Here is a 14075-nt window from a genome sequence, read left to right as displayed (position 1 = left end):
AAAAGTAAAAGGACGAAGATGGTTCACGTTACATGAACCATTTTCGTCCTTTTGAACCCTGACGGGAGTGCTGCTCACTTCAGCCGAATCTTCCGCTCTCGTTCACAGCAACACCTTGTCTTGCAGTCCTGTTTTACAACCCTTTGATCAGTGCCTTGATTGAGCTATCGCTCTCCAGTGCGCGGATGATCATCGTCACAGCTTCAGCCCGTGTAGCTTTGCCGCTCGGCGAGAACACGGAAGAGGATCGTCCTTGCACCAGGTTGGCCGATGAAGCCTGCGCAATTGCAGCCGCTGCCCAGTTACTGCTGTCCACATCATTAAAGCTGGCCGGAGCACTAGTTGCAAGTGTGTTCAGATCAAGCACACGTGCAATAATCGTCACCATCTCGGCCCGGGAGATCGTCGCATTCGGCTTGAAGCTTCCGTCCGCATAACCGGTAATGACTCCCTTGTCAGCCAGGGCACTAATATATCCGGCCGCCCAGCTTGACCGTGTATCCTTGAAGCTGGCGGAAGCCGAATTCTCGCCAAGGCCAAACGCCCGGGCAATCATCGCGGTAAATTCCGCTCGGGTAACGGATGCGTTAGGTCGGAACGAGCCATTCTCGTAACCATCCACCATGCGCAATTTCATGGCAGTTCCAATGCTTCGGTCGGCCCAGTGGCCAGAAATATCACTGAAAGTCTTTTGCTCATTTTTCGTTGCGGCAATTGCTTCGTTAACTGTCTTCAGCACCGTTTCCTGGCTCACAACACCTGATTTGAACGGATTAACCTGTGTTGCTGGCGGTACTGTTGGTTCAGTTGTAGGAGGCGTGGTAACTGTACCCGAATCCGTTCCAGAACCTGTTGATGGTGTGGACGGTGTTGGTGTAGTGACTGAACCGCCTCCAGTACCAGGAGTAGATGGCGTTGTCGGCGTAGTCCCTGGATTTGTTGTATCCGTAATCACCAGGGCGATTCGGCTGCTCTCATACTTCACCTGGGCATTATATTGGCTTGGCAGGCCATTCACCTGAACAGAGGCAAATTTACCGCTTTGCTGATTGGGGCCATGGTTTACAAGCGTGATCTCACCCGCGCCCGGCACATAGCTGCTGGCAAAATTAACATGCAATGTTCCGGCAGTACTAACTGTACCTTTAACGTCGAGCACGTCATTTGCGGAAGCTACGTTGAGCTCCAGCATACCGTCAGCGGCCTGCGTGAAGTTGCCCTCGATGTTCCATTTGCCAGTTACGCTCTCCGTAACCGTACCGCCGCTGTTGACTACATCGCCACTCCCGAAAGCGGTAGCTGTGTCACCTTCCAATGTACCCGCGCTAACCTGAGTACCGCCGGAGTACGTATTCGCTCCCCGCAGCTTCAATGTACCGCTGCCTTCCTTCGTCAGCTTGCCTGTACCGGAGATGTTGTTCCGCCAAACGTCTACGGCATTGAACCCCCCCTTGCCAGCATCCATCATGACCGTTACATCGCTATTGAATGCACCGTATCCATCTGCCGCAGCGAACAGATTGAGACGTCCCCAGCCTTCCGGATCATCAAGCAGCGGGTAGCCCGATTCTATTGCGGTAGTTGCCAATACAGCACGACGCTGTTCTGTGCTCAAGTAAGGTTGTCTCGTCTCCAGCAACACTTCGGCTCCTTTGGGTACTGCCACAGGCTCCGTTGTGGAGCCGATCTGCTGGAAGCCATAGGTCAGACGCTGGGTATACTCAGCCTTGTTCTTCTCATAGTCAGTAAATCGATCCTCCGCTGAACCGCTCTCTTTTAACAGTACGTTATGTGCCTGATCGTAAGCCGCCTGCTTCAGGTTTGCGTTTTCCGGGTCATTCAGGGCTGCCGCAGCAAGTGCGGTTGCCAGCACCCGGCCGCCGATAACATCAAGCGGTGAGTGCATTCCGGCTACGATCCGATTGTTGCCCATTTCTGAAGCGCGAGTCATGAGTTCCTGGAACCGTTCAGGAGTTGCATAGGCCAAGGCAATCGCAGCAAGATAGGACGCGTTGGTGTGCCCGCTCGGGAAGCCGCCGTCCGAGGCCGCCTCTTTAACGTCTTTGATTGCCGGTCTCAGCGTTGGCACGACAACCTCGTCAGTCTTCAACCAGCGAAATGGACGCATGTACTGGAAGAAATTTTTTGAAGGGTTGGAAGAAGCTGAATTGCCACGCAAGGCTCCAACCAGGTCTACCATTTTGCCCAGCTCGGAATCGGAATTCCCAGCTTTATTCGTGTTATTACCGTCGTCGTACTTCTTTGTTGTGGCATCTTCGGGAATGGTTTTAATCGTCGTATATGTGCCGGATTTTTCGCGGTACACATCAGCCAGCGAACCAAGACCATCAACAGCACCATAGGATTGGTTCGTACGGTCCGTATAATATGCGGCATCCTCTTCCGCTTGAGTGCGGGTTGCTGCGATATTCGCTACATATTGAATGTTGTAGTCCAGAATATCTGCTCTAATCTTGGTTCCGTTATCCCAGGAATCACCCGGTGTCCATAGATCCAAAAACTTGGACAATGTACCTACAGCAGCATTGGTGTCTACGGTTGTATTTGAATTACTGTTGCTCTTGTACGTATCTACAAAATACCCCCACGCCGGCTGTGGCGGCAATGGAATGGTCGTCTCATCCGATGCGGCGAGCACGTTGCTTGCGGCAAAGGTATTTGATAAAAGAACTACTCCCATCGCTGCGGCGAACAATCTCTTCTTGTTGCTTTTGATCACTTTCGTTTTCAAATTTGTCGACTCCCATCGTTTATTAGTTGGTCTCTGTTCGGTCCCAATGTAGCATCAGGTCAGATTAACCAGCAATAAAACAATTTCGTCTTTGTATCAATTTCGGAACAATCTCATAAAATCGCAACATTTTACATGAAGTTAATATAAATCGTGAACTCAAGCATAAACGTGTAGTGTATAATTTTCGCCGGGAGGTGTGCGTGATGAAAAAATGGAGCTCTGCATGGGCCGGTTTGGCCATTTCATACGGTTCAATCGTGGTCACCATCGTGCTGCTGATCTGCTCGTTTTTCTATATCTATTTCTCGCGCAGCTACAATGAAGAATTAAGGAATAAGAATCAGCTGATTCTTGAGAATACAGCTCGTACAATTGAAGGAACCGTATTGCAACGAGTGCAGCAAATGTATGTAGATCTGTCACTCGATAAATCTGCCAACATCCGTCTGTTCGCGGATCGAAGCGGGCTGGATCAGGTCGTTGATCTGCAAGAACTGCTCAAAGCGAAGGTAGCAGGCAATGCCGATATCGTTCAGGGCATCCATCTCTACTATCCCGAACGTAATATCATGTTGTCTTCCCTGTATGGGCTACGCTACAACGCGGATCACAGCGAAGGTTCCGCCTATTATAAGGACTGGCTTCAGAAGATGCGGACCAACAAACAAAATAGCCTCTGGACACCATCGCGTCCCATCCCGAAGGACATCTTTACCAGTCATGCGGGGGAGAGCAGCAATGAATTATTTACGTATGCGCACAGCTACCCTTTTCGTTCAACGGGTGAAACCAGTGATGTCATCATTGCGATTGATGTAAAAGAGGATGCAGTTAACCGTATCATTGAGAACATGATGCCTTCCGAATATCAACGGACTTTTATCGTCAATTCAGCAGGAAGTACCGTGAGTAATGCGCAAGAGCAGAGTCCGGGGCAGTCCAATAAGTATGCGACAAGTCTAAGGAAGGTGCTCGATCTTGGTAGTGCAAAGGGCAGCTTCGACGATACAATTGGGGATGCACCTTACGTTGTTTCCTATCAGACGCTTCCCTCCACGGATTGGACCATCTTTAGTGCAACACCCTCCAGCTTCTATTATGAACAATCCATCATGATTCAGAAACTCATTCTAGGCATCTGTCTGATTGCCCTGCTCATCGGGCTTGTCTTAGCCGCCTTGCTGGTACGGGCCAACTACAGTCCGATCAAACGTCTGGTGGGACGCATCAAGGATCTGTCTGGCACAGGTGCAGCACCGAACCCGATTACGAACGAATATCACCTGATCGACAGTGCATTCATTCAGTTGAAGGATAAAGTAAGTAATCTTGAAGAAACATTGCTGGCGAACAGCCCGGCAATCAAACATAAGGCGATGCTTAACCTCTTGCAAGGTAACCCTGAGCAGAAACTGGGGGAAGAGGAGCTGACTGCTCTCGGCATAACACGGCAATATGCTGATTACTGCTGCATACTTCTGAATACCGGAGTTTTCCATATGGGGAAAGACTCACACAGCCAGCCTACCGCGATTTCCAGGGTGATTCATGGGCTTGAATCCCTGTCTCTGCAAGACAGCCGCCTGATTGCCGAAGAGCTGCCTGACCAAAGGCTCGCCGTCATCTTGTGTACTGATGTTGCCTCGGAAGCAATGCTGAATACATTCGCTCAGCTTCTGCTGGCTGAAGCCAGACAGCAGTTGCAACCGGATATCCAGCTCTCTACGGGCTGCTGGGTCAATGATCTGGGTGATGTGCACCGCAGCTTCAATGAAGCACAGGCTTATATGAAATATGCTTATTTCCTGCCTGAGCTGAACATTTTGAAGGATCGTGCCATACTCCAGCGTGAACACAGCCAGGATGAAATTCCTCAGGCTATGTTTGCCAAGTTCAGGGACAAGCTCCAGGGTAGGCAGATGGATGAGGTGATAGTGACTATTGAACAGGTGGTTGAACATATGCGGGAGGGACAGTATCCCGCTGACTATTGCCATTTTATCCTGTCGAACATGGTATTTATCTATTCGGATGTGGTCAAAAACGTACGTTACAAGCATCCCCTTCAGTTCGGTCACCCCGATCTGTATCATGAGTACACGAATCTCCATGATGTTCTGGCGTACCGCAACTGGCTGGTGGAATCGGTCACAGCATTTATTGAAGAAACTGAGAAGCGCAACAGTGATCGGGCCGTCTCGACCATTGAACTGGCGAAGCAGTATATTGAAACCAATCTGTCCGAAGACCTCTCGCTGGAGGCTGTTGGAGCGAAGGTGTTTCTTAGTCCAAAATATCTGAGCAAGCTCTTTAAGGAAGAGATGGGTGTTACCTATACCGACTATGTGACGTCCCGCCGAATGGAACAGGCGAAGGTATTGATGGAGAACAACAATATGACCATTGATCGGATCGCAAGCTCCGTCGGGTATGGCACCACGGCCTATTTTATTAAACGATTCAAGGACATGTACGGCTGCACACCGGGTCATTATGTACGCAACCTCTCTTCGGCAGTGATGCCAGAGGCTGGATCAAGAGCGTGAGGAGGATTGGCGGGATGAATACGAAGAAGCTCTATCACGATAAACTGTTTCTGACCACAGTGCTTCTGACCATCGCTGCTGTCGTTCTTGGCGGCTGTGATCTGCTGTCCGGAACCAGGGCCATTGCAGAACGACAACAGGGCGAAGTGATTGATACCGATGCCGGGAAAGCCAAATATCATATTTCATGGACGTTGCATCAGAACGTGCCCGTGCCGAGAGATGCGGAGATGCTGAAGGCCGTAGAAGAACAATATGGTGTTGATCTGGACGTTTGGAATCTGGAAAACAACAAATACGAGTCGCTTCTCGACATGAAACTGGCCCAAGGGGCCATTCCTGATCTGTTTCGCATTCGTCAGCCACAGGACCTGCTAAAGTACCAGCAGCAAGGGGTACTTGCCGAGATTCCCGTGAAGACGCTGAACACATATGCCCCGAATCTGATGCGCATCATTCATGAACGGGCGCCTGCCTATGAGCAAGCTGGTGTAATTGACGGCAGATATTACGGAATTCCTGTCATCAATCCCACCAATATCTACCGTACACCTGTGGTGTATCGGCAGGACTGGCTGGACAAGCTGGGCCTGCCCGTTCCGCAGACACTGGCGGAATTCGAGAAAGTCATTTATGCGTTTACGTATGATGATCCCGACGGCAACGGAGTTCAGGATACGTATGGCTTGTCCAGTGAAGGCATGAACGTTGTATTTGGAGCCTTCGGTCAGATCGTTTTTGCCGATCAGCTGTACTTTGGAACGAAGGATGGAAAGAAGGCCATTGGTGCATTAGAGCCCGAAATGAAGGAAGCATTAACCTACTTGCGTAAATGGTACAAAGACGGCGTGATTGATCCCGAATTTGTGACTGGCGAGAATAAAGGCGGCTACAAACATCTGTCCCACCCGTTCATTAACGGTAAAATCGGGATGACCTCCATGGGCAACTACTACCATTGGATTCAGGATGGTGATTACGAGGATTGGCACGTTGAACGTGGCGGAAAAGTGGTGAAAAGCCCCGTACAAGCTGCATTTAATGTAAAAGAACTCACGGCCAAGTTCCCGGAAGCAAAGGTTGTCTTTGGCAAACCTTTCACTGGACCCCATGGACAACACGGCTCCAAAGGCAACGACATGTTAATGAGCTTCACAGCGATCGGAGCCGATGCAGTCAAAGAACCCGGCAAGCTGGAGATGATCCTGCGCATCTTGGACGAGGTTAGTGCAAACCCTGATCCACACAAAGCAGCAAGCATGACCTACGGCGTGGAAAATAAACACTGGGTCTGGACACCCACCGAGCCCCGGAATATCGCCATCATGCCGCCGTACGACACGATGTTCGGGTATCAGAATACGATTGGTGCCAATATAGGCATGACAATTCCGCTGAAACAGACAGGAGAACGGGAGCAGTGGGCCGCTACGCTACATCTGGATCAGGACGGCATTTATAATGCACTGGAGGTCGCTACCCCCGCTCTCGCCAAGTATGGCGATTCGTTGATCCGTTTAAAAAACAAAGCCTATATCGCGTTTATTACAGGAGAGCGGCCGCTCAGTGAGTTCGATGAGTTCGTACAGGAGTTCATGTCCGCAGGCGGTGCGGACGTGGTGAAGGAAGCGAACGCGTGGAAGCAGTAGCGAGTAGCGCTTAGAGCGAAGGTGAGATATCCAGCAGTCTAACGTGGCTCTTTATTTTCTAACGATCACCAGAAACCTTATTCAACTGATTTTCGCCCCGTTAGAATTGTAACGATCCCCAGCGACGCTATTTCCGAACAAATGCAGCGTAAACGATGATTTCACACCAAAAACACACAAATGGCGTTTCTCAGGATCGTTACATTTTCAAACAGGTTAAAATGCATCAAATAGCGTCATCTGTGATCGTTAGCCGTTATCAGAAACTTTAATGGACTTCTCCATCTCTAAGAAAGCTGAACAGGGCGATCACGGCTAGAATGACAGAGCAATACTCATATTTCATGCCCCTCCGCCTTAGCCACCGTCAAATATGCCCAATCTTCTCCATGTCTGATCGGACTGCTTCCATCCGCTTGAAACTTAATGACCGCTTCGTCATACTGCTTTTTCTGCGCTTCGCTTAGATTGGGCAACATATCGCTGTCTCGCCTGTTCAAACTGTGCATCTGTACCGTAGCGATAGAAAAAATAAGGGCTGAGTACCCTTTTTTGCATCTTTGCATTTTCTTCTATGACACATTGAGGATCAGATAAAAGCTGCTTGATCAATGGAATATCGTGCTGTGTAATATGCTCAGTAATAGATAGGAGGCTGTTCTTAAATGCCTCTTTCCCGAATAATTCATACCATGTCAGCTCAGAATGCTGATAGTAGCTTTCCGGTAGACCCGTATGTGCCTTTCGCTTGTTATGCGTGACTTGACAGTGCACCATGACTTCTATACTCGTTCCTGCTACATTATGTCTATTCGCCTGAAGATAGATCAATATCATATCGAGTGCTTTGCGGGATTTTACATACTTCAAACCAGCGAGTGGCAGCAAGTCCCGCAGTGATTTTAATGTGAACTCTATCAACTCATGGGCGGATGACTGTTCGCTAAATGCATACTGGCTAAGAATGGAATCCATGCTCGCGTCTATACTTGGTTCCACACTTGATTCTGCACTTGCATTTTGACTTGCGTTTTTGTTCATTGTAGATCACTCCTTTGAAAAAGAAAGCAACAACCATAAGTCACGCTAACATATAGAACGTCAGGATGTAGAACATCAGGCTGTAATTAATTGCAATTTAGATTTTTCACGTTTCATTAGCTTGCACGCCAGATTTGCATGAATCCCCTACTTGATCTGTTCCTGTGTATCTTCTGAGCCAAAAAGAGCAGCCTTGCGGCTGCTCCTTCCTTTCTCTATACATTTTTACACGCCTCCATTTCACTCGATTTACAACTCCACAGCATTCCTATTCATTCCGCTCTCTATGCCTTTCCACATGCGCCAGTACGACGCTACGCCACATCACTTAGGCCAAGTACTCCGCCATAATCTGCTCAATATCATATGGTGTCACGCCTTCATCGACCGCATAGATGGTATCGGCCTGCTCCTTCGTATCCACCAGTTCACCTCTCGCCTTGGCGTGCAGCATGAACAAGTCATACAGATCGGGTTTGCGTAATGTGGTCATCGCTTTACCCATCAAGACGATGCCCTTCTGATTGCCCTCCACATTGTTGTTATAGTCCGGGTACCTGGTCAGAGCCAGATCCGTCCAGATGATCGTACGCTCCACCAAATCCAGGATAACAGGGATCGCGATCTGCGTATCTGCGGTGATATCCACTTTGTTCTCCACCGTGGATGGCTCGTAGATCTCGCCCGAGCCAGGCTTCTTACGCATCATCCAACCAGCAAAACATTCCGGCAGATTACAGTACGGATGGCTGGTGAAGGAGTGCAGTGTCGTCACCACATAACGCCCGCCATAATTCACAATCGAAGGCATATGCAGATCAATAAATTCACTTGCACCGTTAGGCGCAGTCACAATATCCCCGCTGTGGACGGCCTTGTATTTGACAGACCGCAGATTCGTATACGAGATATGTTCAACGTAGTTCCAGTTCTCGTCATACATAACCGCCGACAGGTCAATATCCACGCGCCCCGTAGGTATACCGTCCACCTCGCCCTCCTTCCACCAGCTGAAGAAACGAATCGTATCCCCCTCACCCATTGGGATGCGGCTTCCCCGTACAATAGTCCGTAAAGCTTTACTCGCGGATCGTTGTGAAAATGGAACCAGATAATGTTGAAGCCGTTCATCGATGTACGTCTTCCCGAGCACAGGAAAGTCAGCAAACCGTGTGATTAAAGCCAGCTCGCACAACTGCACTACTTCCAGGCAGACTGCCTCGTTAAGCTCCGGCAGCTCATTCGGGATACCAAAGGCCTTGGCCACATTGCCTTTGGGGAAAAAGACACGCAGGTCCTGCGGTTCATTACGCTGGGCAAAATGCTGCCTCACCTGCAATAGCACGGGTGTAGATACCTGTGCAGCCACCTCGCCAAACGCCAGCAACACATAGGCTTCATCCTCGGTGATTCGCAGCAAGTGATCCAGCTTCCTGGCGAATTCTCCCGGACGCTGTGACAGCAGATCGATCAGGCTCCAGACATTCCGATACTGAAATGCCAGCTCTACGCTTCCATTAAAGGTCGCAAATGGTTTATCATTGCGCAAAATATCAAAGGCTTCCTGACATCGCGGATATCGAAGCTTATATTCGGATGGATGCAGGATTTCGCCCAAGCGAATCCAGCGATCCTTGTAGCGGAGCATATCCTCCGTGATGGAGCCGCATTGCTCCAGTAAGCTGAGGAGCAGGCGGCGCTCACGGCGTTTGAATTTACGAAAAGGTGAGGCTGTTGCCAGACTGACGTCACCGTCCGACCAGGAAACCGCCAGTCGGAGTACATCGCTTGCCGTTTTAAAATAAGACCCGATCCGTTCCATGCTTGCCAATTCATATTTCAACAGCACCGCAACGACAAAGCCCACATTCTCCTTAAACGGAATCTCTGTAGGCAGAATAACCTCGACATCACTCGGATCGACATGTTTCAGCACACGTTTGATATCTTTTTTGTCCGTATCGGATATGGAGCCTTTCGCTTCAACTAACTGACGGATCAGCTTCAAGAACGCTGGCTTGCTCCCCAGATCAATGACTTTAAGCTTTCTTTGCTCCAGCAAAGGAGACCGCGCGCCAGTAGTCGCAGCCGAAGGATCGAAATCGTCCAGCGTAAGATGCGTCAGATAATGAAAAACAGCGTTCAGGTACAGCTCCGCTTCGTCCTCTCCCATCACCTGTTGCGGGAATCCTGCATACATCGGTTTGTACTCCACATGGGCACCGACCATGACTTTAAGATCTTTCACCAGTTGTTGATATAACGCTTCGAATTGTTCTTCGGATAGCTTTCGCATCGCCTGCATAAGTTCATTTGTGAAAGTAAACCCGAGGGACTCAATATTTTTGAGAGCTGTCGCCAGAACTTTTTTGGGTAACTGTTGTTGCAGCCCTTCACTTGGTTCTATCATAAGTTTGCTGGCTCTGCGCACATAGATGCTGTTGATATTGTCGTTTGCATGGATATTGGCATTGTTGGTGTTGCTGTTATTGGTATTGTTGGTATTGTTGGTATTGTTCATGATTAAAGAGTCCAGGAAAGCCATATCCCTATATAACGTGAAAGGTTAGGTTTAGAAGGAAGGAATACGATAGCCTGGACGCCTCCTCTCTGAAAATGGAATTCTTCAGGGAAGCGGCGACCCTAGGATCTCCAATGATGTAGAAGGAAGGATCGCCATAGCCTGAAGGCCAAAGGTCCGAAGTTCGTGACCCGAACCTTTGATGAACCCATCATCTCAGATTCCACGATCTCCCAACAGGGCGAAAGTATTACGACTGGTTAAATTAAGGGGGGAACGCTCCGATATGCGTCGAATAGTTTTGAAGAGCAGTATATAACTGACGGACAGGAATCCAAAACTTAACACAAAGGATTGATATGAAAATGGATAATAAGATGAAGATACAACTTCAAACCCTATATAACGAGTATCTCAATATAAAGTGGAAAAGAGGGCTGACACCTGTTCATACGGAGCCATTTGAATATGGCTTATACGAAGAAGATAGCGCAAACTTATTCCTTTCCGGTCATTCGGAAGCAACGTTTACGAACTGGATGAGCGAGCTTCGCCCAGAAGATCCATACTATGGTAGCAAACCAAATGGGATGCCCGTTCTCGCGGATATCTTCAACCAACTGGATGTATACGACGAACTCGTCCTGTATTATCTGCTCTTTACCCTGAATACCACGATGTCCATTCACACACATAATTCCTACAGCGAAATGAATGATTGGATGAAAAACTATAGCTTCTTTCAGCTCGCCCAATTGAATGGACTATCTAGCTTAAACGATGAACAGAAGGGTGAGTTGAGAGACTTTTTCTTCTTTTTCTACCTTTATACGCATCCGGTCAATGAGGAAACCCTCTACGCTTGTTCGTTTAACGGGCAGGACCTTATACATACCAAAACCAATATCAAGCTGGAGCACTACTTCTCGGCGTTTCACGACCACTACAGCGAGAATCGGGATAAATATGGAGAGCAGATCCCCATCGCTCCACATGAAATACAGGCCTGCAAACAGCTTACGCTGGAGCTGCTACGAATCATTGAGGGCAAGTTCCCCAAGCTGAACATGCCCTCGGAAGAAGGATTAGAGGCTGTAGTGGATTTGATTAATAACGTGGAGCAGATGCTGCAAATGTACGCGGAAAATAAAGCTTTGTTATTTGATGTCATGAGGGACTTTCTGGCTGACCCCCGTACCAGTCCCTATCGGAATCAATGCTTCTCTACGTTACTCCAAAACTATGTTTCGTATATCCTGTATTTTAATTTTGATGAAATTCATGCATTAGTGGATGACTTCAGAGAAACTCCGGTATGGTGCGGGCTCCTCATCAATAAAATGTTCACGGATGCCATCTTTATTCATAAGATCATGAGGCAAAGCACTATTGATATTACAGACTACCCCAATGTCGTGGAGTTCTTTGACGAGGAAACAAGAAGGTTTTGTCTGTAACAACCTACAGTCTATTTTCATTCAAAAAAAGGAACAGCAAAAAGCCTTTGCCGACCCCAAATATCAGCAAAGGCTTTTCGTTATAATTTTTTTACTTATCAATCAGGTTCGTTATTTTTAGCATTCTTGCCATCAGTGCCGTAACCTCAGCGCGTGTCATCTGCGCTTTTGGTCTGAGCACCTCTGGTCCATTGCCTTGAATAATTCCCGCTTGGATCAGTTGCGCTACATCCTCTTGAGCCCAAGTCGACACATTAGCGGCATCACTGTAATGAGCAAGCTCGGAAGTGATCTGGTCCCCACTCATTGCAGCATCCGGTTGAACCAGACGGTATGCGCGAGCGATCATCTCTTTCGTTATCCCATTCACCCAGTCGAGGTGAAGGTCGCTCTACCGATCTAAATTAAGTAATTACAATACGCACACTATCGCAAACCAAGCCAAAGAGCTAAGCACGGTTTTTAGCCGGCTTAGCTCTTTATCAAACGCATGGTAATCAAGTTGCATACAGCTCGTTACATCCGAACGACTGATTTCTCAGCCGTCAGCCCAAGCACCCGAGCGGTTGAAGCATGTACCTGGTTCAGTAGACTAAGATTATCAACCAGTGATTCGCCATAAGAAGGAACCATTTCCTTGATCTTCGGCTCCCAGGCATCCATATGCTGCGGGAAGCACTTCTGGAGGATTTCCAACATCACGTGAACAGCAGTTGAAGCACCCGGTGAGGCTCCGAGCAATGCCGCAATCGAGCCATCCGCCGCAGTGACTACTTCCGTACCGAATTGAAGCGTCCCTTTGCCACCTTGAGCCGTGTCTTTGATCACCTGCACACGCTGGCCTGCCAGCACCATATCCCAATCCTCGCTCTTGGCATCCGGAACAAAGTCACGCAATTCGGCCATGCGTTGTTCCTTGGATAACATCAGCTGTTGGATCAGGTATTTGGTTAGTGAAATTTCTTTGACACCCGCGGCGAGCATCGTAAGCAGATTGTGCAGCTTCACGGACGTGATCAGATCGGCATTGGAGCCCGTCTTTAAGAATTTTGGCGAGAACCCGGCAAATGGCCCGAATAGCAACGACTTCTGATTCTCAATAAATCGCGTATCCAAATGCGGAACAGACATTGGCGGAGCACCCACCGAAGCTTTTCCATATACTTTGGCATGATGCTGTTCCACGACTTTCGGATTTTTGCACACCATAAAGATGCCGCTAACCGGGAAACCGCCAATATGTTTACCTTCGGGAATGCCGGATTTTTGCAGCAAGTGCAAACTTCCGCCACCCGCACCGATAAAGACGAATTGCGCGGTGTGCCGTTCGACGGTTCCGCTTTTCAGATTTTTTACGGCTAATTCCCATGATCCATTGCTTGTGCGTTTCATATTCTTCACGCTATGTTGGTAGTGGATATCCACGTTTTGGCTCTTTAAGTGTTCCATTAGCATACGCGTTAAAGCACCAAAGTTAACGTCCGTACCGGAGTCAATTTTGGTGGCTGCAATCGGTTCATTGCCCGTGCGGTTTTTCATCATCAGCGGAATCCATTCCGCCAGTTTTTTCTTATTATCCGAGAATTCCATGCCTACGAATAACGGATGTTTCGCTAACGCTTCAAAACGTCTTTTAAGAAACAGGACATTCTGCTCTCCATGTACATAACTCAAATGAGGAAGCGGCATAATGAAGTCCCGTGGATTACGAATCAGATTGCTTTTGACAAGATAGGACCAAAACTGCCTTGAGATTTGAAAATGCTCATTCACCTTAATGGCTTTGCTAATATCTACGGATCCGTCTGGTCGTTCAACGGTATAGTTAAGTTCGCACAATGCAGAATGCCCGGTTCCGGCATTATTCCATTCGTTGGAGCTTTCCTCCCCCGCACTGGCGAGCTTTTCAAAAACCTTAATATTCCAGTCTGGTGCCAATTGTTTAAGCAAAGTTCCCAAAGTTGCACTCATAATTCCGGCACCAATCAAGATAACATCTGTACTCGTTTGTCCCTGGCTCATGTCTACCGTCCTTATATCCTATATTTGCCAAAAGGATGTAAGCGTTATCGATTTGGCATTGCAGCAAGCCCCATTCTTGAACAG

Annotated in this window: 8 protein-coding genes; 3 read left to right on the top strand and 5 right to left on the bottom strand. The window is 48.4% G+C overall.

The genetic code is table 11. The features are described from left to right. Positions 1–133: 133 nt before the first annotated feature. Positions 134–2701 carry an S-layer homology domain-containing protein gene (locus tag ACFTRD_RS20965; RefSeq protein ID WP_379384425.1) on the bottom strand — a complete coding sequence of 856 codons (2568 nt, stop codon included), beginning with the start codon at positions 2699–2701 and terminating at the stop codon, positions 134–136. A gap of 257 nt (positions 2702–2958) precedes the next feature. On the opposite strand from ACFTRD_RS20965, the gene ACFTRD_RS20960 reads away from it, so the two are divergent. Beyond that, positions 2959–5301, top strand: a complete 2343-nt coding sequence (locus tag ACFTRD_RS20960; protein ID WP_379383381.1) for a helix-turn-helix domain-containing protein — start codon at positions 2959–2961, stop codon at positions 5299–5301. Between the two features lie 14 nt (positions 5302–5315). Beyond that, positions 5316–6950, top strand: a complete 1635-nt coding sequence (locus ACFTRD_RS20955; RefSeq protein ID WP_379383379.1) for an extracellular solute-binding protein — start codon at positions 5316–5318, stop codon at positions 6948–6950. A 438-nt stretch (positions 6951–7388) separates the two neighbouring features. Here ACFTRD_RS20955 and ACFTRD_RS20950 read toward each other — a convergent pair whose 3' ends face one another. Then, positions 7389–7991: a hypothetical protein gene (locus tag ACFTRD_RS20950; protein ID WP_379383377.1), complete on the bottom strand. Its 603-nt coding sequence runs from the start codon at positions 7989–7991 to the stop codon at positions 7389–7391. A gap of 328 nt (positions 7992–8319) precedes the next feature. Then, a complete protein-coding gene (locus ACFTRD_RS20945) occupies positions 8320–10401 on the bottom strand; it encodes a TerD family protein (RefSeq protein WP_379384423.1) in 2082 nt (693 codons plus the stop codon). Positions 10402–10877: 476 nt separating this feature from the next. Here ACFTRD_RS20945 and ACFTRD_RS20940 point away from each other — a divergent pair, with 476 nt between their 5' ends. Next, positions 10878–11969, top strand: a complete 1092-nt coding sequence (locus ACFTRD_RS20940; protein WP_379383375.1) for a DEAD/DEAH box helicase family protein — start codon at positions 10878–10880, stop codon at positions 11967–11969. 91 nt (positions 11970–12060) lie between these two features. Here the strand turns inward: ACFTRD_RS20940 and ACFTRD_RS20935 are convergent, their stop codons facing one another. Then, positions 12061–12318 (bottom strand): S-layer homology domain-containing protein, encoded by a 258-nt coding sequence (locus ACFTRD_RS20935; RefSeq protein WP_379383373.1) that lies wholly within the window; start codon positions 12316–12318, stop codon positions 12061–12063. A 167-nt stretch (positions 12319–12485) separates the two neighbouring features. Beyond that, positions 12486–13991 (bottom strand): malate:quinone oxidoreductase, encoded by a 1506-nt coding sequence (locus ACFTRD_RS20930; protein WP_379383371.1) that lies wholly within the window; start codon positions 13989–13991, stop codon positions 12486–12488. Positions 13992–14075 lie beyond the last annotated feature (84 nt).

Origin of the sequence: Paenibacillus sp. NPDC056933 (assembly GCF_042674385.1) — a bacterium.
Taxonomy (GTDB): Bacteria; Bacillota; Bacilli; order Paenibacillales; family Paenibacillaceae; genus Paenibacillus.
This window is presented reverse-complemented; position numbering and strand designations above follow the sequence as displayed.

Bases quoted from the DNA above. Each gene is read 5' to 3' on its own strand.
- ACFTRD_RS20965 (WP_379384425.1), bottom strand. From the start codon at position 2,701: ATGGGAGTAGTTCTTTTATCAAATACCTTTGCCGCAAGCAACGTGCTC.
- ACFTRD_RS20960 (WP_379383381.1), top strand. From the start codon at position 2,959: ATGAAAAAATGGAGCTCTGCATGGGCCGGTTTGGCCATTTCATACGGT.
- ACFTRD_RS20955 (WP_379383379.1), top strand. From the start codon at position 5,316: ATGAATACGAAGAAGCTCTATCACGATAAACTGTTTCTGACCACAGTG.
- ACFTRD_RS20950 (WP_379383377.1), bottom strand. From the start codon at position 7,991: ATGAACAAAAACGCAAGTCAAAATGCAAGTGCAGAATCAAGTGTGGAA.
- ACFTRD_RS20945 (WP_379384423.1), bottom strand. From the start codon at position 10,401: ATGATAGAACCAAGTGAAGGGCTGCAACAACAGTTACCCAAAAAAGTT.
- ACFTRD_RS20940 (WP_379383375.1), top strand. From the start codon at position 10,878: ATGGATAATAAGATGAAGATACAACTTCAAACCCTATATAACGAGTAT.
- ACFTRD_RS20935 (WP_379383373.1), bottom strand. From the start codon at position 12,318: ATGATCGCTCGCGCATACCGTCTGGTTCAACCGGATGCTGCAATGAGT.
- ACFTRD_RS20930 (WP_379383371.1), bottom strand. From the start codon at position 13,991: ATGAGCCAGGGACAAACGAGTACAGATGTTATCTTGATTGGTGCCGGA.